18 protein-coding genes and 1 pseudogene are annotated in these 19,941 nt (G+C 70.3%); 10 read left to right on the forward strand and 9 right to left on the reverse strand.

The window, feature by feature from the left end; genetic code table 11:
- Nucleotides 1–3,036: a D-alanyl-D-alanine carboxypeptidase gene (locus ACZ5SK_RS11550; RefSeq protein ID WP_468575862.1), complete on the reverse strand. Its 3,036-nt coding sequence runs from the start codon at nt 3,034–3,036 to the stop codon at nt 1–3.
- A 238-nt stretch (nt 3,037–3,274) separates the two neighbouring features.
- Between ACZ5SK_RS11550 and ACZ5SK_RS11555 the strand changes: the two genes are divergently transcribed.
- The 3 genes from ACZ5SK_RS11555 (at nt 3,275) to ACZ5SK_RS11565 (ending at nt 5,631) form a co-directional block, all read left to right on the forward strand.
- Nucleotides 3,275–4,030: a GOLPH3/VPS74 family protein gene (locus ACZ5SK_RS11555; RefSeq protein WP_468416603.1), complete on the forward strand. Its 756-nt coding sequence runs from the start codon at nt 3,275–3,277 to the stop codon at nt 4,028–4,030.
- A 365-nt stretch (nt 4,031–4,395) separates the two neighbouring features.
- The gene (locus ACZ5SK_RS11560; protein ID WP_079661644.1) at nt 4,396–5,253 is read left to right on the forward strand and encodes a helix-turn-helix domain-containing protein; all 858 of its coding nucleotides are present in this window, start codon (nt 4,396–4,398) and stop codon (nt 5,251–5,253) included.
- 186 nt (nt 5,254–5,439) lie between these two features.
- Entirely contained in the window at nt 5,440–5,631 is a 192-nt protein-coding gene (locus ACZ5SK_RS11565) for a DUF397 domain-containing protein (protein WP_079661645.1), read from the forward strand.
- A 159-nt stretch (nt 5,632–5,790) separates the two neighbouring features.
- Here the strand turns inward: ACZ5SK_RS11565 and ACZ5SK_RS11570 are convergent, their stop codons facing one another.
- Together ACZ5SK_RS11570 and ACZ5SK_RS11575 are read right to left on the reverse strand one after the other, a co-directional pair.
- Complete coding sequence (locus tag ACZ5SK_RS11570) at nt 5,791–6,294, reverse strand: glutathione peroxidase (RefSeq protein WP_334579121.1); 504 nt, start codon at nt 6,292–6,294, stop codon at nt 5,791–5,793.
- Nucleotides 6,295–6,536: 242 nt separating this feature from the next.
- Nucleotides 6,537–7,532, reverse strand: a complete 996-nt coding sequence (locus tag ACZ5SK_RS11575; protein WP_361702370.1) for an ArsR/SmtB family transcription factor — start codon at nt 7,530–7,532, stop codon at nt 6,537–6,539.
- Between the two features lie 97 nt (nt 7,533–7,629).
- Here ACZ5SK_RS11575 and ACZ5SK_RS11580 point away from each other — a divergent pair, with 97 nt between their 5' ends.
- Nucleotides 7,630–8,829 carry an MFS transporter gene (locus ACZ5SK_RS11580; protein WP_468416601.1) on the forward strand — a complete coding sequence of 400 codons (1,200 nt, stop codon included), beginning with the start codon at nt 7,630–7,632 and terminating at the stop codon, nt 8,827–8,829.
- A gap of 7 nt (nt 8,830–8,836) precedes the next feature.
- On the opposite strand, the gene ACZ5SK_RS11585 is transcribed toward ACZ5SK_RS11580, so the two are convergent.
- The 3 genes from ACZ5SK_RS11585 to ACZ5SK_RS11595 form a co-directional block, all read right to left on the reverse strand.
- Nucleotides 8,837–9,586, reverse strand: a complete 750-nt coding sequence (locus ACZ5SK_RS11585; RefSeq protein ID WP_361702372.1) for a hypothetical protein — start codon at nt 9,584–9,586, stop codon at nt 8,837–8,839.
- Between the two features lie 209 nt (nt 9,587–9,795).
- Nucleotides 9,796–10,470, reverse strand: coding sequence for a DUF305 domain-containing protein (locus ACZ5SK_RS11590; RefSeq protein ID WP_334579125.1), 675 nt, complete (start codon nt 10,468–10,470; stop codon nt 9,796–9,798).
- Between the two features lie 97 nt (nt 10,471–10,567).
- Nucleotides 10,568–10,969, reverse strand: coding sequence for a DUF6153 family protein (locus ACZ5SK_RS11595; RefSeq protein WP_334579126.1), 402 nt, complete (start codon nt 10,967–10,969; stop codon nt 10,568–10,570).
- Nucleotides 10,970–11,096: 127 nt separating this feature from the next.
- On the opposite strand from ACZ5SK_RS11595, the gene ACZ5SK_RS11600 reads away from it, so the two are divergent.
- From ACZ5SK_RS11600 to ACZ5SK_RS11615, 4 genes are all read left to right on the forward strand, one after another.
- On the forward strand, nt 11,097–11,480 hold the full coding sequence (locus ACZ5SK_RS11600; protein WP_334579127.1) for a BlaI/MecI/CopY family transcriptional regulator: 384 nt from the start codon (nt 11,097–11,099) through the stop codon (nt 11,478–11,480).
- Between the two features lie 70 nt (nt 11,481–11,550).
- Nucleotides 11,551–12,627: an acyltransferase family protein gene (locus ACZ5SK_RS11605; protein ID WP_468575864.1), complete on the forward strand. Its 1,077-nt coding sequence runs from the start codon at nt 11,551–11,553 to the stop codon at nt 12,625–12,627.
- 99 nt (nt 12,628–12,726) lie between these two features.
- The gene (gene sigJ, locus ACZ5SK_RS11610; RefSeq protein WP_457494279.1) at nt 12,727–13,638 is read left to right on the forward strand and encodes an RNA polymerase sigma factor SigJ; all 912 of its coding nucleotides are present in this window, start codon (nt 12,727–12,729) and stop codon (nt 13,636–13,638) included.
- A 16-nt stretch (nt 13,639–13,654) separates the two neighbouring features.
- Nucleotides 13,655–15,883, forward strand: a complete 2,229-nt coding sequence (locus ACZ5SK_RS11615; protein WP_457494278.1) for an MMPL family transporter — start codon at nt 13,655–13,657, stop codon at nt 15,881–15,883.
- A 47-nt stretch (nt 15,884–15,930) separates the two neighbouring features.
- Here ACZ5SK_RS11615 and ACZ5SK_RS11620 read toward each other — a convergent pair.
- From ACZ5SK_RS11620 to ACZ5SK_RS11630, 3 genes and pseudogenes are all read right to left on the reverse strand, one after another.
- Nucleotides 15,931–16,521 (reverse strand): annotated as a pseudogene (locus ACZ5SK_RS11620) (class I SAM-dependent methyltransferase); the annotation flags it as partial.
- A 145-nt stretch (nt 16,522–16,666) separates the two neighbouring features.
- Nucleotides 16,667–17,734 (reverse strand): glycoside hydrolase family 11 protein, encoded by a 1,068-nt coding sequence (locus tag ACZ5SK_RS11625; protein WP_334579131.1) that lies wholly within the window; start codon nt 17,732–17,734, stop codon nt 16,667–16,669.
- Between the two features lie 594 nt (nt 17,735–18,328).
- Nucleotides 18,329–18,502: a hypothetical protein gene (locus tag ACZ5SK_RS11630; protein WP_334581424.1), complete on the reverse strand. Its 174-nt coding sequence runs from the start codon at nt 18,500–18,502 to the stop codon at nt 18,329–18,331.
- Nucleotides 18,503–19,003: 501 nt separating this feature from the next.
- Between ACZ5SK_RS11630 and ACZ5SK_RS11635 the strand changes: the two genes are divergently transcribed.
- Both ACZ5SK_RS11635 and ACZ5SK_RS11640 read left to right on the forward strand, forming a co-directional pair.
- Nucleotides 19,004–19,348 carry a MerR family transcriptional regulator gene (locus tag ACZ5SK_RS11635; protein WP_334579132.1) on the forward strand — a complete coding sequence of 115 codons (345 nt, stop codon included), beginning with the start codon at nt 19,004–19,006 and terminating at the stop codon, nt 19,346–19,348.
- 101 nt (nt 19,349–19,449) lie between these two features.
- The gene (locus tag ACZ5SK_RS11640) at nt 19,450–19,809 is read left to right on the forward strand and encodes a hypothetical protein (protein ID WP_334579133.1); all 360 of its coding nucleotides are present in this window, start codon (nt 19,450–19,452) and stop codon (nt 19,807–19,809) included.
- Nucleotides 19,810–19,941 lie beyond the last annotated feature (132 nt).

Raw genomic sequence — 19,941 nt, forward strand, 5'->3', positions numbered from 1 at the left:
TCAGCCGATGCGCGTCAGCTTGTCCGTGAAGCCCGGCTCGACCAGGTCCGTCTGCAGGGCGACCGGCACCTTGACCGCGCTGCCCGAGCCGTCCCCGACGGTGAGCGTGCCCACCTGGGCGCCGGCCTTCGCGGTGTGCGGCACCTCGTCGGCCACGAAGGACAGCTTCACCGTCATGCCCGCCCAGCCGACCGCCGAGACGTCCTTGGTGACGACGACCGGCGTGTGGTGGCCCAGCTTGTCGTCCACGTACCCGACGACGTCGCCCTTCTTCACGATCTTCGCCGAGGTGAGCGCGTCCTGGGCGGCGAGCAGCGCGGTCTTGCTGACCGCGTTGACCGTTTCGAGGATCTTCTGCTTGTGCTGGCCGAGGATCGCGCCGACGAGGGTCACCGACCGCCCGTTGACCTGCTTGCGGGAGGCGAAGAGCAGGTTGCCGCCTGCCGCGGTGGTGCTGCCGGTCTTGATGCCGATCGCGCCGATCCGGAACGGCAGCTCGTTGTAGTTGTTCCAGTACTTGCCGGACGGATCGGTCCAGCTGGCCGCGCTGGAGATGGCGACCAGCGCCGGGACCTGCACGAACGCACGGCCGAGCTTCACCTGGTCCTCGGCCGTGGAGACGGTGGTCTCCTTCAGGCCGGAGGGGTCGGTGTACGTCGTGCGGGTCATCCCCAGTTCCTTGGCGGTGGCGTTCATCTTCTTCACGAACGCCGCCTCCGAGCCCGCGTCCCAGCGCGCGAGCAGCCGCGCGATGTTGTTGGCGGAGGGGATCAGGACGGCCGACAGGGCCTGCTTCTCGGTGAGGAAGTCGCCGGCCTTGACGGTGTTGAGCGTCGACTCGTCGCCGGTGACGTCGTAGCCGCCCTCCTTCTCCGCCGTGGCGTCGATCTCGATCTTCGGACCTTCCTCCCCGGCCTTCATCGGGTGGTCCTTGAGGATGATGTAAGCGGTCATCGTCTTGGCGACCGAGCCGATGGCCACGGGCTTCGGCTGGCCGAAACTGCCCATCGTGCCGACGCCGTCGACGTCGATCCAGCCCTGTCCCTCACCCGGGAAGGGCAGCTGCGTCTTGCCGCCCTCGAAGGTGTACGAGTCCTTCGCGGTGAGGGCGAGCGCGGTCGCCGGCAGCGGACGCACGGCCTGCGCGATCGCAAAGACCACGACCAGCAGGAGGACCAGCGGCGTCCAGATCTTGATCCGCCGGCCGAGGGTGCGCAGCGGGGTCGGCGGAGGCGGCGGCGTGTTCGTCAGCTCGGCCAGCAGGTCCAGCGGCGGCTTCGGCGGCAGCGGCTGCTGCGTGGTGCGCTCGGGGCCGATCTGCGGGACGAGAGCGGTGACCTCCGGCGACGCCTTGGCGGCCGGCTTCAGCGGCCGGGGCTCGTCGAGCGGCTTCAGCGCGACGAACTTGCTGGTCCGCTCGGCAGGCGCGTCGGCCTCCGGCTCGGCGTCCGCCTTGTCCGCCTCGTCCGCGTCCGGCTTGGGCTTGGTGGCACCGCCCAGCTTCAACATGGTCGTCGGCTGATCGACGGCAGGCTTGGGCCGCGGCGCCTTGAAAACGGCAGTCGGCTGATCGACCCCAGAACCGCCCCCGCCACCACCCGCCTTGCCCGACGCGCCCTTGCCCGACTCGTCGTCGCTGTCTGACGCGCCCTTGTCCGACCCGTCGCTGCCCGCCCGGTCGCTGTCCGACGCGCTCTGGCCCGCCCGGTCGCTGTCCGACGCGCTCTTGCCCGACTCGTCGCTGTCCGGCGCGCCCTTGCCTGACTCGTCGTTGCGCGACTCGTCCTTGCCTGACTGGACCTTGTCCGACTCGGCCTTGTCCGACTTGGGTTCGTCGCCCTCGTCCTCGTCCTCGTCCGCGCCCGCAGCCCACTTGGGCGCGGACTTGGACACGGACTTGGCCACGGGCTTGGGAGCGGACTTGTCCCCGGGCTGGGCCTCGGCCGCCCCGGCGTCACTCTCGGAACGTTCCTTCGCCCCGCCGACGGCGTCCGCCGAGTCCTCGGCAGGACCCTTCTCGTCCGCCGAGGCCACCCACTGGGCCACAGCCGCCCGCAGACGCTCGTCACCGCCCCCGAGGGCCCCAGAGCCCCCCGGGCCCTCCTCGACGCCCTTGGAGCCCCCCGACGCGCCCCCCACGCCCTCAGAGGCACCGGCAACGGCCACGCGACCCGCCACGTCAGTCCCGGCCCCCGCGGCCTCGCGGTCCGCCGCGTCAGTCCCGGCCTCCGCGGACTTCCCGGTCGCGTCGGCCTTCGCCGGCTTCGCGGCTTCCTCGGCGGTCCCGGCTTCGCCGGCCTGGGCTTCCTCCGTGGTCGCCGTCGGCACCGCTGACTTCCCGACTTGCGACGCCTGTTCGGTTTCGGCGGTTTCCTTGGCTTCTGTGGTCTTCGAGGTACTTTCGGCCGTCTGGTCCTCTGACTCGCCGAGTTCCTCGGCGGCTTCGGGCTTCCCGGTCGCGCCGACAGTCCGGCGCGGATCGGCCTTCGCCGGGTTCGCGCCCTCGGGCGTCTCCGCGGCCTGTCCGGCCACCGTGGCCTTGTCGGTCGACCCGGTCTCGGCGGCGTCACTCCCGGCGTTCTTGACCTCGACCTCGACCCCGACCTCGACCTCGTCCCCGTCTCCGTCCTCGACGTCGGTCTCGGTCTCGCCGGTCCGGGCGGCCGTCCGGGGCGCGCCGACCTTCGCAGGCTTCCCGGTGTCTGCCGTCTCCGTGGCCTTTCCGGCTTCGCCGGCCGCGGTCTCCGCCGTCACGCTCGCTGCCGCGGGGTTCCCGGCCTCGCCGGGCTCGTCGGCAGACCGGGGCGTGCCGGGCTTGTCGGCGGAGCCGGTCTCGTCGGGGGTTTCCGCGGATGCGGGTTCCTCGGGGGTTTCGGTTTTCAGGTCCCGTACCGAGAAGACCCGGGTCGCCGTGTCCACGCCGCCCCGGGGCGTGGACGCCGCGACCCGCGGGTCGGGAACCGCACCCGCACTCCCCGACGTCGGTTCTGCCGACGACTCGCGCTGCTTCGACCTGTCGGGGGACTCGCCCGCCACCGATGCCTCCTCCATGTGCCGCGCGCCGTCCGCGCGCCTGCCGAACCGTGAACCGCCCGCCCCGGACCCGCCTTGCGGCGTTGTCCGAACCGTCTACCAGTGTCCTGTGTAGAGGGCTTGGCTCCTGCGGTAGACGAGAACGACATACCTACTGGTTCCACTACAAACAGGTCACGCACCCTCGACAGACCAATGTGAGAGGGGTCACCCTGTCATTCATCCACGCGGGGAGGCATGGATGGGCATGAGCCGCAGAACTCTTCCGGAAGAGTTGTTGCTGCTGGCGTTGGACCCGACCACGGGTACCACCGCACAGCCGCAGTCGCTCGACCTCGGTCTGGCCGGAGCGCAGCTAGTGGAGCTGGCGCTGGCCGGACGGATAGCCCCTGACGGGGATCGTATCGCCGTGGTGGCACCACGGCCGACTGGAGATCCGACTTTGGACTGCGCGTTGGAGTTGCTGCGAAGGCGTGGCGCTCCTGTGCGTGCCGTCCACTGGATCGGCGGGCCGCGTCTCGGGCTGCGCCAGACGTACCTCTCGCATCTGGAGCGCTGCGGCATGGTTACCGCCGTCGCGGGCCAGATGTGCGGAGTGCTGCCGACGACTCGCTACCAGGCGACGGACAACGAGATCAGCCGGGAGATCAGGGCCCGGCTGGACTCCGCGATCCGCACCGGCGTCCCGCCGGACCCGCGGACCGCGGCGCTCGCCGCACTGGCGCACGCGGTCGGCCTCGGCAAGCACCTGTATCCGGGGAACGAGGGACGCTCGTCCCGCTCCCGGCTGCGGGACCTGATCAGGCACGACCCGATGGGCGGCCTCGTGGCGCACGCCGTGATGGACGTCCAGAACGGCGCGGCCGCACAGCCGCGTCGCCAGCAGGCACCCGCCGGCCGTCAGGCAGGACCGGGGGCCAGGCCCGCTCTGGAGCCCGCCCGTGGCGTTCCGGCGCAGCCGCACCGAGGTTCCATGGCGCGTGTCGTGGCCCACTGAGCCGCAGTCCCACGACGCACGCAGCACGCAAGTCGCACAGTGGCAAGACGCAAGACGCAAGAAGCACAACGCAAGACGCAGCACGCGTGACGTAAGTCCCGGTGGACGTAAGACCCGTTCGGGAGCCGCCGCGGCCCGCGCGGGGCGGAGGGACCAGTGTCCCGCCGTCCCGCGCGGACGCATGCCGGGAACACGTCGCCGCTCCTGCGGTGTTGCCCGGCATCCTTCGGGGGGCGACCCGAACTGGCGTGTACCGGCCGCATATCCACCGTTTTCCAGCGGTAGAAAGCACCTTGGTGGCAGTCTGCTCAGCAGCAGATACACAAAGTGTTGGTTACAGGCACGCAGCCGGAGGTGCACGTCCCGTGGCGTCCAATGTCAATCCCACTGTCAGGCGACGCCGGCTGGGCCAGGAGCTGCGTCGGCTCCGCGAGCTCAAGGGCATGACGGCCGAAGAGGTCGCCGAGCGCCTGCTGGTGTCGCAGTCGAAGATCAGCCGGCTGGAGAACGGCCGGCGCAGCATCAGTCAGCGTGACGTCCGTGACCTGTGCGGGGTGTACGAGGTCGAGGACCAGCGGATGGTCGACTCGCTGATGGAGATGGCCAAGGACTCCCGCCAGCAGGGCTGGTGGCATGCCTTCGGCGATGTTCCGTACAGCGTCTACATCGGTCTGGAGACGGATGCGGCGAGCCTGCGCGTGTACGACCCGCAGGTCGTGCCCGGGCTGTTGCAGACCCGTCAGTACGCGGAGGCGCTGATCTCGGGCGCGCTGCCGGAGACCGCGCACACGGAGGTCGAGAAGCGTGTGCAGGTGCGCATGCGTCGGCAGGAACGTGTCTCCTCGAGCGAGAACCCGCTGCGGCTGTGGAGCGTCATGGACGAGTCGGCGCTGCGCAGGGTCGTCGGCAGCCGTGAGCTCATGCGGGAACAGCTCGAACACCTCGTGGAGCAGTCCCAGTTGCCGCACGTCACCGTGCAGGTGATCCCCTTCGACATGGGCGCGCATCCGGGGCTGAACGGTCAGTACGCGATCCTGGAGTTCCCGGACACGGCTGACTCCAGCGTCGTCTACATCGAGGGTGTCACCAGCGACCTCTATCTGGAGAAGCCGAACGACGTGCAGAAGTACAGCGTGATGTACGAGCACTTGCGCGCCCAGGCCCTGAACGTGGACCAGTCGCGCCAGTTCATCGCCGACATCGCGAAGAAGTACGTGCCCTGACAGACCCGTAACGGGCCCGCATTGTACGCCGCCTCTTGGCCGGATGGAAGTTTCCAATGGAATATGTCATCCGGTCGAGTGAATAGTCGCTTCGTCAGTCGATGTTGGCGAGTAGCGTCGATCACGCCATCGAGCAACAAGGTTGGCGCGATGACAGCAACTCAACAACTGCACTCCGGAGCAAAAATGGCAATTCGTCAGGGCAGCGCACACACGTGGACCAAGTCTTCGTACTCCACGGGCAACGGTGCGTGCGTCGAGGTCAAGTCGCCTGCGGTCCAGGCCATGTTCGTCCGGGACTCCAAGGTCCAGGACGGTCCGAACCTGGTCTTCCCCGCCGACGCGTGGAGCGACTTCGTGGCATCGGTCAAGGCGTAGGGCAGAGGACTTCCCGACGCTCGACCGTCACCGATACAACTGCACAAGAACCACCCACGGGCCCTCTCGTCCAGCTCGCCGTCCTAGCCGAGAGGGCCCAGTGCTGTTCCCGGGGTGCCGGCTCCGCGAGGGCCGGCCCGGTCGGCCCGGTCAGCCCGGTCAGCCCAGCTGGGCCTCGATGGCCGCGACGACCTCGGCGGCCTCCGGCTCGGTCTGCGGGGAGAAGCGGGCGACGACGGAGCCGTCCCGGCCGATCAGGAACTTCTCGAAGTTCCAGCGGATGTCGCCGTCGTGGCCCTCGCCGTCCGCAAAACCGACGAGACGCTCGTACAGCGGGTGCCGCGCCTCCCCGTTGACGTCGACCTTCTCGGTCAGCGGGAAGGTCACGCCGTAGGTGGCCGAGCAGAACTCGGCGATCTCCTCGGCGTTGCCGGGCTCCTGCCCGAGGAACTGGTTGCAGGGCACGCCGAGGACGGTGAAGCCCTGGTCGGCGTACCGCTCCTGGAGCTTCTCCAGGCCCGTGTACTGCGGGGTCAGGCCGCACTTGGAGGCCACGTTCACCACCAGCACGGCCTGGCCCGCGTACTGGGAGAGCTCGGCGGAACCGCCCTTGAGGGCACCGATCTGGACATCGAGGGGAGAGATACCGGAATCAGTAGTCATGCTCCGGATGTTAGGGCCTGTCCGGCGGGTCATGCCGCAGACGCGGGGAAGGGCACGCCCACCTGCGGCGTTGTCGTCGGTTGCCGACGCTCCGCGTCGACGCCCTCCTCCGCCTTGCAGTTGGACGCACCCTTCCCCGCTCACCTGCGTTGATCAGGCACCGCTGCTTTCCTGCGACTTGACCCGCCGGACAGGCCCTAGCCCCGCAAAGTAACCCCACCCCTTCCGGGGGCACCCCCCGCTTACGATTCCGGTCCCCGCCCGAGTGCCCCGGCCGCTCGCGCCACCGCTTCGCCGGCCGGCGTGCGGGAGTACAGCACCGAGCGGCCCGCCCGGTGGCGTCGGATCAGGCCCGCGTCCAGCAGGACGCGCAGATGGCGGCCCACCGAGCCGAGGCCCTGGCCGGTCACGGCCACCAGTTGGGTGGTGCTCAGGGGGCCCTCGCCGAGGAGGACGAGGACCGTCGCCCGCGCGGGGCCCAGCAGCGCGCCCAGCGCGGCCGGCGCGGCGCGGGCCCGCTCCCGGTGGTCCCCGGCCAGCGCGCCCGCGCAGGGGTAGACGACGGCGTACCGCTCCCGCCCCTCCCACGACACCCACCCGGCCTTCGGGGTGACCGGTACGAACACCAGCTCGGCCCCGGAGATCTCGCGGGGCGGATACTCGTGCAGGTTGACCTGAAACCGACTCTCGCCGAGCCATCGCGTCCCCGGCCGCAGGGAGTCCAGCACGGCGGCCCAGCCGCCCCGGCTGACCTGCGCGGTCCGCGCCACGACGTCGGCCTCCAGGACGCGCCGCCGCCGCTCCCAGTACGGCCGTACGCCCGCCTCCCACACATACTCGAGCAGCGCGGCCGCCCGCTCGGAGAGGTCGTCGCGGTCCAGGGCGGCGGGCAGCGGGCCGGCCAGGGACATCCGAAGATGGTCGCGGACGTCCGCCGGACGGGCCGCCCGGACCCGGTCCACGCCCTCCTCGAAACTCTCGCCGTCCCTCGGCGTGGGCGTGAGGAAGTCGGCGATCCAGTGCCGCCCCAGTCCGGCCCGCACGAGCAGTGCGGTCACCGGGTCGGCGGCGAGCAGGGCGCGGTAGCCGGGGAGCTGGTCGTGCAGCCAGTCGTGCTCGCCGGGGTGCGTGCCCACGCCCGCGTGCAGCAGCTTCAGGCTCGCGAAGGTCTCCGCGAGCGGCGAGAGCACGAACCGGCTGCGGGCCAGAGTGTCCGCGTTCACCTGCCACCAGCCCATGACCGTCCGGCCTCCCGTGCAGCTGTGGTAACGATCGACGTTTCGCGCCCCGGCGAAACAATAACCACCCCTCCCCGGCCCGCCCCAGACTCCGCCCATGACCGGACACACGTACCGACAGCTCTTCCGCGTCCCCGAGTTCACCCCCCTCTTTGTCTCCTCCGCCGCCCACACCGCCGCCCAGACGGTGAGCGGGCTCGCCCTCGGCACGCTCGTCTACCGGGCCACCGACTCCCCGTTGCTGTCGGCGGTGAGCATGTTCGGCCCGTCGCTCGCCCAGGTGCTGGGCGCGACGTTCCTCCTCTCGGGGGCCGACCGGCTGCCCCCGAGGGCGACGCTGACCGGCCTCCCGCTCGGCTTCGCCGCCGCGACGGCCGTCCTCGCCCTGCCCGGACTGCCGGTGTGGGGGCTCTTCGCCGTCGTCCTCGTCCAAGGGCTGATCGCCTCGCTCGGCGGCGGCGTCCGCTGGGGCCTGCTGAACGAGATCCTCACCAAGGACGGCTATCTCCCCGGGCGTTCGCTCTTCAACATGATGAGCGGGCTCATGCAGATCGCCGGGTACGCCACCGGCGGCTCCCTGGTGACCGTCCTCTCCCCACGCCCGGTGCTTCTCCTCGCCGTCCTGCTCTACGCGACCGCCGCCGTCATCGCCCGTCTCGGGCTGACCGCCCGCCCGCCGCGCGCCGTCGGCCGTCCCTCGGCTGCCGTGACCCGGCGCACCAACGCCGTCCTGTGGTCCTCCCGGCCCCGCCGCCTCACCTACCTGGGCCTGTGGATCCCCAACGGCCTGGTCGTCGGCTGCGAGGCGCTCTTCGTGTCCTACGACCCCGACGCGGCGGGCATGCTGTTCGCGTGCGCGGCGCTGGGCATGCTCGCCGGCGACGTGACCGTGGGCCGCCTCCTCCCGCCGTCCCTGCGGCCCCGCCTGGCCACCCCGCTCCTGCTGCTCCTGGCCACCCCCTACGTCGTCTTCGCCCTGCACCCCGCCCTCCCGCTCGCCGCGGCCTGCGCCGGCCTGGCCTCCGTCGGCTTCGGCGCGAGCCTGGTCCAGCAGGAGCGGCTGATGGCCCTGACCCCGCCCGAACTCAGCGGCCACGCCCTGGGGTTGCACTCGGCCGGCATGCTGACGATGCAGGGCGTGAGCGCGGCCCTGGCGGGCACGGTCGCCCAACTCACCTCACCGGCCACGGCGATGACGACGATGGCCCTCATGTCGATCGCGGTGACAGGGGCGTTGAGGCTGGCCGCACCGACGCGGACCCGACCCCCGTCTGCTCACCTGCGGTTCTCCCCATGAGGGGAGCTCAATGGCGGGTCGAGGGGGCGAGCCTGCGCAGCTCCTTCAGGTCGATCTGCTGAGGCGTGCCGCCGACTATCTCGACGGAGAAGACGGCTTCGAACGGATGCCCCTCGGCGACGATCGTGTCGGTGAGGAAAGCGGCATCGGCGAGGAGTCGCGCCGCGGCGCTCGTGCCGAACCCGAAACTCCCGGCAAGGATGATGATGTTCCGCTCCCGGTTGAAGGGGTTGGCCGCGCGAATGAGAATGCCCTGGTCGACGACCAGTTGGTCGTGGGAATCCATGACGCAGCGCATGACCTCCCCGGTGGACGCGTCATAGATGTTCGCGTCGTGGGTGTCGACCGAGCCGAAGGTGAACGTCACGGGCAGGCGCTGCATGACCTCGGCGGTCACCTGGTTGGAGTGCGGCCCGCCCACCAGCACGAGATTGCCCTGGCGTTCGGGGCCGGTCAGCTGGTGGCTGGGCGTCAGCGGCAGATGGCCGACTCCCGCCCGCTGCAACTGCTGGCGCAGTTCGTTCAGCGCCAGCACGTCTCCGACGCCGACCAGTCCCGACCGCTCCCAGATGTAGTGCTCCTCCTTGATGAAGATCGACGTCACGACCCTGAGGTCGCTGGTGGCGAACGGCTTCCAGAAACTTCGCATGTTGCGAAACCGCCATAAGTCACGCAACCTGCCGAAGGACCAGCCGGCCACGAAAGCGATCGCCGCGGACGCCAGGTTGACCAGAAGGTCGCGAAGGCTGCTGCTCATCCAGGGGTGCTCCGATCGGGACCGGGGTGGGGCGAGGCCGTGGGCCCGCTGGATTCCTCCCCGTGTCGATCGTCGCCGTCACCGGGTGGCGTGCCGATCCCTGACGTATTTTTTCTCCGCCATCAAGCGGGTGCCGGACACTCACGAGGCGGCGAGGCCGGCCCGGGGTTCCGTTCGGACGCCGAACCGGCCTCGCCTCCTCAAGACGGTCAGCTCTTGCCGAGGAGCTTGTTCATCTCGGCGATCTCGGCGGTCTGGGCGGTGACGATGTCGTCGGCCATGGAAGTGGCGGGACCGTACTTGCCCTTGGTCTTCTCGGTGCCGGCCATGTCCACGGCGCCCTTGTGGTGCTCGATCATCATGGTCAGGAACATGGTGTCGAAGTCCGTGCCGGACGCCTTCTCCAGCTCCGTCATGTCCGAGCCGTCCATCATGCCGGGCATCTCAGACCCGCCCGAGTGGTCCATGCCGGGCATCGCCGAGCCGCCCGAGTGGTCCATGCCGGGCATGGCCGTCGGGACGTCCTCGCCCCAGGAGGTCAGCCAGCCGCTCATGGTCTTGATCTCCGGGTCCTGCGCCTTCTCGATGCGCGAGGCGAGATCCTTGACCTTGGCCGAAGAAGCCCGGTCGGCGGCCAGCTTCGCCATCTCCAGGGCCTGGAGGTGGTGCGGGATCATGCCCTGCGCGAAGGACACGTCCTGGGCGTTGTGCGCGGTCGCCGGCGCGGAGCTGTGACCGCCCGCGTGTGCGGTGCTGCTGCTGCCGCTTCCGCTGCTGCCGTCACTGTCGTCGCCGCCATTGCCGCAGGCGACGAGGGTGAGCGCGGCGGTGACGGACACGGCCGCGAGAACGGCGCGGCGGGTCAGGGTACGGGTGTTGCGCATGCTGGAACTCCTGCTGTGCTGTGGGTGGTGCGAAGTGGATCCGGACGTGCCGAGGCGCACCGTGTCGCTGTGCCGGTGACGCGGTGCGGCGCGGTTTCTAGATCCGCAGGAGCTGGAGTTCCGCCAGGGAGGGTGGCGCGCGTGCGCCGTCCGGGGCCGTGCGCGCGCACGAGCGGACGGCGTCGGCGCGCACCGGGACGGCCACCGGGTCGGGAACCACGGCGGGCAGCGCCGGTGCGCCGCTCACCGCGGCCGCCACACAGGTCGGGTCGGCGTGATGGAGGTGTCCTCCACCGCAGTTCCCGTTGTCTCCGGGACAGCCCTCGTGGGCGCTCGCCGCGGCGACCTTCATGTGCTGCGGCCCCGCGTGCTCGTGAACGGCGCCGACGGGAGCCAGGGCGTGCATGCCCAACAGCCCGGCCAGCAACCCGAGTACGAGCAGCATCCGCAGGCGCCGCACGGGCGCCGGCGCGAGGTGCTGCTGCCCGGGAACGTTCATCGGGGCCAGCCTACGGGCCCGTCCGGCGGATCGCTCCGCCGCCCTCTTCTACGATTTCGCAGAGGCCTGTTCGGGTGCGTGCGGACGGGCGGGTGCGGACGGGCGGCGGCGGAGAGGGGATCGGGGCGTGACGGATCACCGGCAGCGTCCCCGGCGGCGGGGGCGGCGGGGGCCGGGCGAGTTGGAGGCGCTGGTTCTCTCGGCGCTGCGGGAGGCGGGCCGACCGGCCACGGCCGGCTGGGTGCGGGAGCGTCTGGGCGGCGACCTCGCCCATACGACGGTGATCACGATCCTGACCCGGCTGCTCGCCAAGGGCGCGGTCACCCGCGAGCGCAGCGGACGCTCCTTCGCGTGGCTGCCCGCGTCCGACGAGGCGGGGCTCGCCGCCCTCCGGATGCGCAGGGTGCTGGACGCCGAGCGGGACCGCGCGGCCGTGCTCGCCAGCTTCGTCACCGGCCTCGGACCCGACGACGAGCGGCTGCTGCGCGAACTGCTGGGACGTCAGGACTGACGGGAGGTTTGCCCGGCCGTAGGGCGGTTAGCAGCGCCGGGACAGGTGTCACGGCTGCACGCAGGAAGGCATGGGCATCGGGCAGGCCACACAGACGGAAGTCCCGCAGACGGACGTCCCGCAGACGGACGTCCCGCGCAGGGACGCGTTCTTCGACAACGCCAAGTACCTGGCGATCGTCCTGGTCGCCGTCGGACATGCCTGGGAGCCGTTGCGCGAGGGCAGTCGTACGGTCACCGCGCTGTACACGCTCGTCTACGCCGTCCACATGCCCGCGTTCATCGTCGTCTCCGGCTATTTCTCGCGCGGGTTCGACGGCAGTCCGCAGCGCGTCCGGCGGCTGATCACCGGCGTGGCCGTGCCGTACGTGGTCTTCGAGGTGGCGTACACCCTGTTCACGCGATGGACGGACGACGCCCCGGACCGCGACGTCAGCCTGCTGGACCCGCTCTACCTGACCTGGTTCCTGGCCGCCCTGTTCATCTGGCGGCTGACCGCGCCGGTCTGGCGGCTCGTCCGGTGGCCGCTGCCGCTCGCGCTGGCCGTGGCGACGCTCGCGACCCTCTCCTTCGCCATCGGAAAGGACCTCGCCCTGCAGCGGGTCCTGCAGTTCCTGCCCTACTTCGTCCTCGGGCTGCTGCTGCGGCCGGAGCACTTCCTGCTGGTGCGCCGTCGCGCGGTGCGGCTCGTGGCGGCGCCGGTCCTCGTGGGCGCCCTCGCGGTGGCGTACTGGGCGGTTCCCCGTATGGACTACGCCTGGTTCTTCCACGACGACAGTGCCGAACAACTCGGCGCGCCCGCCTGGTACGGCCTGTTCACGACGCCGGCCACCTTCGGCTGCTCCGTCGTCCTGGTGGCCTGCTTCCTGGCCTGCGTGCCGGGACGGCGCACCTGGTTCACCGCACTCGGCGCGGGCACCCTCTACGGCTACCTCCTGCACGGCTTCGTCCAGCAGAGCGCCGGCCCCGCCCACTGGTACGCCCCCGCCTGGATCCACCAACCCCTCGGCGCCGTCGCGGTCACCCTCGCCGCAGCCCTGACCGTGACCCTGCTGTGCACACCGCCCGTCCGGCGGCTCTTCCGGTGCGTGATGGAGCCGAACGCGGAGTGGGCGTTCAGGAGACGGGCCCCGGTGGGGGAGACGTAGATCACATTCTCCGGGTGGATGTCACACTCCGGGGGCCGGGATCCCTCTCAGTGCGGAATGCGTCCGCGACGGACTGCATCCGTGACGGGAGGCCCAGCGATGTCCCACTCTCCGCCAGATCCGCAGGCGGCTTTCGACGACCACCGTGAGCTGCTCTTCTCCATCGTCTACAACATGCTCGGCAGCGTCGCCGACACCGAGGACGTGTTGCAGGAGACATGGCTGTCGTGGGCGGCCAGGAACCGGGGGCCGGACGCCGAGCCGATCGAGCACCCGCGCCCCTACCTGGTGCGGATCGCGGTGAACCGGGCCCTCGCCCACCGGGCTGCCGTCAGCCGCCGCCGTGAGACCTACGTCGGCCCGTGGCTGCCCGAGCCGCTGGTCGGCCCCCTCACGGACACTGCCGTCGGCGACGACACGGCGGACGCGGCGGTGCACGCCGAATCGGTGTCGATGGCGCTGCTGGTCGTCCTGGAGACGCTCACACCGCTGGAACGCGGGGTGTTCGTCCTGCACGAGGTCTTCGGCTACGCCCACACCGAGATCGCGGACATCCTCGGCCGCAGCCCCTCGGCGATCCGCCAGCTCGCCCACCGCGCCCGCGAGCACGTGCACGCCCGACGCCCCCGCTACGAACCCGAGCCGCACGTCCGGCAGCAGGTGACCGAACGGTTCCTGGCCGCCGCGCTCGGCGGCGACCTGGACGCCCTCCTGCGGATCCTCGCGCCGGACGTGACCCTGTGGAGCGACGGCGGAGGCCGCACCCGGACGGCCGGCCTGCGTCCGGTCCACGGCCGGGACAAGGTCGCCCGCCTGTTCGCCGCGCTCGCCCCCCGCTCCGGCCAGGGCCTCGACGTCGTCTACCGCAGGGTCAACGGCGACCCGTCGGCACTGCTGTTCGCCGGCGGCACCCCCTACGCCGTCATGGTGCTCGACCTCACACCGGACGGCGATCAGGTGTGCGGGATCTACACCGTCGCCAACCCCGACAAGCTCGCCCACGTCAACTGAACACCGGGGGATCCACATGATGCGGACAATGGCGTCCCTGCCCAGCGGCAGAGTGACGAAGTGGGTCGTCCTCGCCCTGTGGGCGGCCCTGCTGGTCCCGGCCGTCCTGCTGGCGGGCCGGCTGGGCGAGGTCGAGGAGAACGACAACTCGGCCTGGCTGCCCGGCAACGCGGAGTCGACCGAGGTCGTCGAGCGGGCCGAGAGGTTCCGTCCCGACGACACCGTCCCCGCGATCGTGATCTACGACCGGCCCGGGGGCGTCACCCCGGCCGACCTGAGCAAGGCGCGGGCCGACGCCGAAGCCTTCAAGGGCGTCGAGAACGTCGTCGGGCAGCCGCAGGGCCCGGTGACGTCGCAGGACGGCGAGGCCGTCCAGACCGTGGTCCAGGTGCACAAGGACAGGACGGGCTGGGAAGGGATCGGCAAGGTCGTCGACGCGCTCACCGAGGTCGGCGAGGAGAACGCCGACGGCCTCGGGTTCCACGTCACCGGACCGGCCGGACACGCCTCCGACTCGATCAAGGCCTTCAGCTCGGGAGGCAGCCTGACGGCGATCACCGCGTCCGTGGTGGTCGTCATCCTGCTGCTCACCTACCGCAGCCCGGTGCTGCCCCTGCTGCCGCTGCTGACCGTGGGCGGCGCTCTCGTCACCTCGGAGGCGGTGATCTACCTGCTGGCGAAGAACGCCGGACTCACCGTCAACAAACAGACCGGCTTCATCCTGACCGTGCTGGTGTTCGGCGCCGCCACCGACTACGCCCTGTTGCTCACCTCGCGCTACCGGGAGGAACTACGGCGGCACGAGGACCGGCACGAGGCGATGGCGCAGGCCCTGTACCGCTCCGGCCCGGCGATCCTCGCCAGCGCCGCGACCGTCGCGGTCAGCCTGACGCTGCTGATGCTGGCCACCCTCAACTCCACCCGGGGACTCGGTCCGGCCTGCGCGGTCGGCGTCCTTGTCGGGCTGCTCGCCATGGTCACCCTGATGCCCGCCCTGCTGGTCATCTGCGGCCGCTGGATCTTCTGGCCCGTGAAGCCGGCCCACGGGGCGGCCGGCGAGGGCGCGGCCGGTGAGGGCGTGGACGGTGAGGGCGCTGACGGCGGTCTCTGGACCCGGGTCGGCGCCGCCGTCTCCGGTCGGCCCCGGCTCGTGTGGATCGGCACCGCGCTCGCCCTGGGCGTCATGGCGGTCGGGGTGTTCGGGCTGAAGGCCGACGGGCTCTCCAGCAAGGACCAGTTCACCGGCACACCGCAGACGGCCGTCGGCGAGGAGATCCAGGCCAGGCACTTCCCGGCCGGTTCGGGCGACCCCGTCCACGTCGTGGCCAGGGCCGCGTCGGCGGAGCAGGCCGAGCGGGTGCGGGCCGCCCTCGCCGACGTCCCGGGAGTCGCCGCCGTCTCGACGCCGACGCTCAAGGACGGCGACGCCCTCATGCTGGGGGAGCTCGCGGACGATCCCAGCAGCACGGCCGCGATGCGCACCGTCGAGCAGGCCAGAACCGCCGTCCACGCGGTCGACGGCGCGGACGCGCAGGTCGGCGGGACCACGGCGGTCGCCCTCGACACGCAGACAGCGGCCGCCCGGGACTCCGAGGTGATCATCCCCATCGTGCTGCTCGTGGTGTTCCTCGTCCTGGCGCTGCTGCTGCGGGCGCTCGTCGCACCGCTGCTGCTCATGGCGACGGTGGTGCTGTCGTTCGGCGCGGCCCTCGGCGTCAGCAGCCTGATGTTCGACCACGTGTTCGGCTTCGCCGGGGCGGAAGCGTCGTTCCCGCTCCTGACGTTCGTGTTCCTGGTCGCCCTCGGCATCGACTACAACATCTTCCTCGTCACCCGGGTCCGCGAAGAGGCACTGCTGCACGGCACCCGGCGCGGCGCGCTGACCGGCCTGTCCGCGACCGGAGGCGTCATCACCTCGGCGGGGCTGGTCCTGGCCGGCACCTTCGCGGCGATGGCCTCACTCCCGCTGGTGTTCGCGGCCGAACTCGGCTTCGCGGTCGCGTTCGGCGTCCTGCTGGACACCTTGATCGTCCGCTCGGTGCTGGTCACCGCGCTCACCCTGGACGTGGGCCGCTGGATGTGGTGGCCCAGCAGCCTGTTCCGCCGGCACGACGACTACGCGACGGAGCGCGCCACGAGCAGTGGCTGGAAGAAGCCCGTCTCCGACGGCGTCCGCCACTCGGGAGCCACGAATCCGGCCTCGGCCACGAGCCCGGCCAGCCGGTCCGGGCCGAGCGCCCAGTAGCTGGTCCGGCGGACCCGGACGCGCCAGTCCCCGTCCGCCGGCAACAGCTGGAAGTGCTCCAGGTCGTAGCGCTCGCCGTCCTCGTGCCAGTGCCAGAGCTGGAAGGTGACGGTCCGTTCTCCCCCGTCGGCGGGCCGGTGGACCTGCGGTGGCGTGGAAGCGGGGCGGTCGCGCAGCAGGTCGTCGTAGGGGCGGGTGCTGATCAGCAGCAGGCCGCCGGGGCGCAGCACCCGGCGCATCTCGGCCAGGGCGGTGCGGACGTCCCGCTCCGTGAGGAGGTGGGGCAGGGAGTTGTCCGCGCAGACGACGGCGTCGAACCGGGAGTCGGTGAACGGGAGTTGGCGCATGTCGGCGGCGGCCGTCGACAGCGGGACATCGCGGTGGGCGGCCTCGCGGGCCGCGCGAGCGGCGGCGCGGGGGCTGAGGTCCGTCCCGGTGACGCGGTGCCCGCGCAGCGCGAGCCCCACGGCCTGCGTGCCGATGCCGCAGGCGCAGTCCAGCACCGTCGCCCGGTCCGGGCCGAGCAGCGCGTCCAGGGCCGCGCCCTGCCGGCGCACGCTCGCGTCCCAGTCCGCGTAGATCAGGTGGTAGTCGTCGGCCAGCTCGTCGTAGAAACGCGTCACCGAAATCTCGGACATGGTCCGATGGTAGAGAGATCGGACCGTGGCCGACGACGGTCCGTCCACGACAGCGGATGCGGTGCTGACCGGCTCCGCCCACGCGAACGGCCCCGGACGAGGAGTCCGAGGCCGAAGGATCAGCGGCTCAACTCGAGACAGCGGCTCAGCTCGCGGTGCAGGAGACGGTGGGCCAGGTCCAGTTGCCGTTGTGCTGGATGGTGACGCCCCAGTTGTTGCCGTTGCCGTTGGGTTTGGCGGTGAGGACTTGGGTGTTGGGGTAGGCGGGGGTGATGTTCCAGGTGGAGAGGACTTTCGCGGGGGAGGGGATGTTCATGGTGACGGTCCAGTTGCTGGAGCCGGTGACCGCGACGTTGAGGTTGTAGCGGTCGCTCCACTGCTGTCCCGCGGAAAGGGTCGCCGCGCAACTGCTGCCGCCCCCGCCCCCACCTCCTCCGCCGCCCCCTGAACCGGTCCCACCGACGGTGATGTTGGAGTTGCCGCTGCTCTGGTAGCCCTCCGTCGCCATGATCATGTAGTAGTTGAAGCTGCCCAGGGGCATCCCGGCCCGTGCCCACGCGTCGAAGTGGTTGCCGGTGGTGATGGTTCCGCCGGTCCTCTTCGACTGCCGGACACTCCAGTACTGGTCGAAGGTGCGATTGCCCTCGACGGACGGGGCGTTGTACCGCGTCGTCTTGTAGATGTCGTACGTGCCGCCGTCGCTGGTGACGGTGCCCTTGTACGTTCCCGTGGGCCGGTAGGTGCCCCAGTTGTCGACGATGTAGTACTCGACGAGCGGGTTCGACGTCCACCCGTAGAGAGACAGGTAGGCGTTGCCGGACGGGTTGAAGGTGCCCGAGTAGGTCACGCTCCTGCGTCCCCCGTTGCTCCAACCCTTGCCTGCGACGAAGTTCCCGGTGTTCCTCCAGGAGGTGCTGTAGTTGCCGCCGGAGGCCAGGTTCATGGAGACGGTGCCCGGCGAGTCCGTCCAGAACGAGTAGTAGTAGCCGTTGTCGGTGCCGGTCTGGTTCGTGGTGATGACCGTGTCGGCTTGGGCCGTGCCGGGCAGGGCCATCGCGGCCACGGCGACCAGCACGGTGGCGCAGACACCGCTGATGAACAGCCTGAAGCGGCTGAGCGGCCCGAAACGGGCGTGACTGCGGTTCGTCGGGGGTGTGGGTGTGGGTGTGGGTGTGCGTGTGGGAGCGGATGCGGATGCGGGTGCGTCGTTCATTTGCGTGCTTCCTCCTCGTCCTCGTGGGGCCGATGGGAGCCAACAGGCGCGACGGCACACAGTTTTGATATGGCCCTGCCAGCTGTCAATACTTTCGGCGATGATCCCGAAACATTCGTTCATCGAGTGGGTGGCTGGGGTGTGTGTATTGCCTGGTAGGCGGGCATGAGTGGGAGTTGAATTTGGAATTGGTCGCCAACGACGTAGATATGGAGATCGCTTTCGCGGCATCCCACTACGAATGTTTCGAAGAGTTTCCGATCGTATCGAATAGGAAATGAGCGTGTTGGCTGCACTGTCGGCCCTGAAGAGGCAAGAAGTGGATAGGGTGCTCCGATTGCTGGACTGGTCGGGATGACCCCAGGCGCCCAGCCGCTGCGCAGCGACGCCGAGCGCAACCGGGGCCGGATCATCGCCGCCGCGCGCACCGTGTTCGCGCGCGACGGACTGAACGCCTCCATGGCCTCCGTCGCCCGCAAGGCGGGAGTGGGGATTGCCGCCATGTTCCGCCGCTTCCCCATGAAGGAGGAGCTGGTCGCCGGCCGTCTTCGCCGACCGCATGGACGCCTGCGCCGACCTGGTCGCCACCGCCCGTCAGTGCTGGTCACAGCACTCGCTCACGGCTGCGACCAGCACCGTCGCCTCGTGGCGGACGGAGAACTCGTCGCCCCTCGTGGCCACCGGCCGCCACGTCCAGCGCCACGACTCCGCCCGGCGGTTCCTTGTCCCCGCCTCGCAGTCGACAAGGGGCTCGACGTCGGCGTTCAACCTGGGAAGGCACCCTTTCGGGTGTGTCTGCGGCAGAAGCCCACGCACTCCTGGTGGATAAAACCTGTCATGGCCGGAGTAGACATTTGCTTGTCGCGGGGTTATCGTTTCAGTCGTAGCCAGGAAGTCGAAGAGGGCACGGCAGACACGAACTGCCGTGCAAGCAGTTGAGCAGGACGCGGCCCCAGAGGGGCCGTGAGCAGTACCCGCGGTATCCAGCAGTACAAAGCGGTACAAAGCAGTACGACCAGTAACCGAACGAGATAAGGAGCAGACGCCATCAGGATCGCCCGGGCGAGCAAGAAGTCCGGGTACCGCAGACCCCGGATTGGAAGGTGGTCCCCGGTCACGCATCCGCGATCCCCGCAGCCCCGCCCTCCCGGGTGGAACCTGCGGATACACAGGGCCGGCGCAGTCAGCCGGTAGATGGTGTTGAAAGCTCGGGGCCCGGGTGCCGTACGGCACCCGGGCCCCCCGACGCGTCCCCGAAAGAAGAGGTCTATGCCCCCTGCCGATATCCACTCCGTCACCCCACTCGATGACGATGACTACCCCGCCTACACCATGGGCCGGGCCGCCGAGATGCTCGGCACCACCCCCGCCTTCCTGCGCACCCTTGGCGAACACCGCCTGATCACCCCCCTGCGGTCCGAAGGCGGACACCGCCGCTACTCGCGCTACCAGCTGCGCATCGCCGCCCGCGCCCGCGAACTCGTCGACCAGGGCACCCCCATCGAGGCCGCATGCCGCATCGTCATCCTCGAAGACCAGCTCGAAGAAGCCCGGCGCATCAACGAGCAACTGCGCACCCAAGGCCGTGAGCCGCAGTCGAAGTCCCCAGCCTGACCACAACGCCGGGTACATCGGGGGAGTCGTATGCGCCCGTGTGGCCCGGTAGTGCCACCGCCCAGGCCGCCCGGACGGCCTGGTGCATAGAATCCGATCTCATGCCGAAGCCTGACGAGCTGATCCTTGACATCGCTGCCCTTGTGGAATCGAGGCAGAGCAATCAGATGTCCCTTACCGTGGTCGCCGGTGGCACTGTCATCACCGGTCGCCTGGCTCCCGAAGCCGTGTGGAGGCAGAGGGTGTCGGAGGTGCTGACGGATTCCGACCGACTGGGCGAGTTCTCCGCCGTCTTCGACGCTCCCGCGAAGAAGGACGGGCCGCCCACACATCTGCACTTCCATGTCGCCCGGATCCTCCAGGGCGCGGTGGGCATCCCGGAGACGGGCGGGATGTACCGCGTCGCGATCGAGGACATCAGTGCCTGGACCGTGGGCGACTTCAGCTACTCCGACCACTGACCCACTGCCCACAGACGCCCCACAGACGCCCCACTGCCCCACTGACCCGTCGCGCCGAGAGCGGCATGGCACGCAGTGAGGGCCCTACCGGCACACGCGCCGGTAGGGCCCTCACTGTTCTGTTCGGCTCGC

The sequence above is a fragment of the Streptomyces sp. NPDC031474 genome (genome assembly GCF_055581185.1).

Excerpts from the sequence above, each read along its gene's own strand:
- ACZ5SK_RS11555 (WP_468416603.1), top strand. The coding sequence starts at position 3,275 with ATGGGCATGAGCCGCAGAACTCTTCCGGAAGAGTTGTTGCTGCTGGCG.
- ACZ5SK_RS11575 (WP_361702370.1), bottom strand. The coding sequence starts at position 7,532 with ATGGGCTGGTGGCAGGTGAACGCGGACACTCTGGCCCGCAGCCGGTTC.
- ACZ5SK_RS11605 (WP_468575864.1), top strand. The coding sequence starts at position 11,551 with ATGGGCATCGGGCAGGCCACACAGACGGAAGTCCCGCAGACGGACGTC.
- ACZ5SK_RS11625 (WP_334579131.1), bottom strand. The coding sequence starts at position 17,734 with ATGAACGACGCACCCGCATCCGCATCCGCTCCCACACGCACACCCACA.
- sigJ (WP_457494279.1), top strand. The coding sequence starts at position 12,727 with ATGTCCCACTCTCCGCCAGATCCGCAGGCGGCTTTCGACGACCACCGT.
- ACZ5SK_RS11580 (WP_468416601.1), top strand. The coding sequence starts at position 7,630 with ATGACCGGACACACGTACCGACAGCTCTTCCGCGTCCCCGAGTTCACC.
- ACZ5SK_RS11565 (WP_079661645.1), top strand. The coding sequence starts at position 5,440 with ATGGCAATTCGTCAGGGCAGCGCACACACGTGGACCAAGTCTTCGTAC.
- ACZ5SK_RS11590 (WP_334579125.1), bottom strand. The coding sequence starts at position 10,470 with ATGCGCAACACCCGTACCCTGACCCGCCGCGCCGTTCTCGCGGCCGTG.
- ACZ5SK_RS11570 (WP_334579121.1), bottom strand. The coding sequence starts at position 6,294 with ATGACTACTGATTCCGGTATCTCTCCCCTCGATGTCCAGATCGGTGCC.
- ACZ5SK_RS11635 (WP_334579132.1), top strand. The coding sequence starts at position 19,004 with ATGCCCCCTGCCGATATCCACTCCGTCACCCCACTCGATGACGATGAC.
- ACZ5SK_RS11640 (WP_334579133.1), top strand. The coding sequence starts at position 19,450 with ATGCCGAAGCCTGACGAGCTGATCCTTGACATCGCTGCCCTTGTGGAA.
- ACZ5SK_RS11585 (WP_361702372.1), bottom strand. The coding sequence starts at position 9,586 with ATGAGCAGCAGCCTTCGCGACCTTCTGGTCAACCTGGCGTCCGCGGCG.
- ACZ5SK_RS11615 (WP_457494278.1), top strand. The coding sequence starts at position 13,655 with ATGATGCGGACAATGGCGTCCCTGCCCAGCGGCAGAGTGACGAAGTGG.
- ACZ5SK_RS11595 (WP_334579126.1), bottom strand. The coding sequence starts at position 10,969 with ATGAACGTTCCCGGGCAGCAGCACCTCGCGCCGGCGCCCGTGCGGCGC.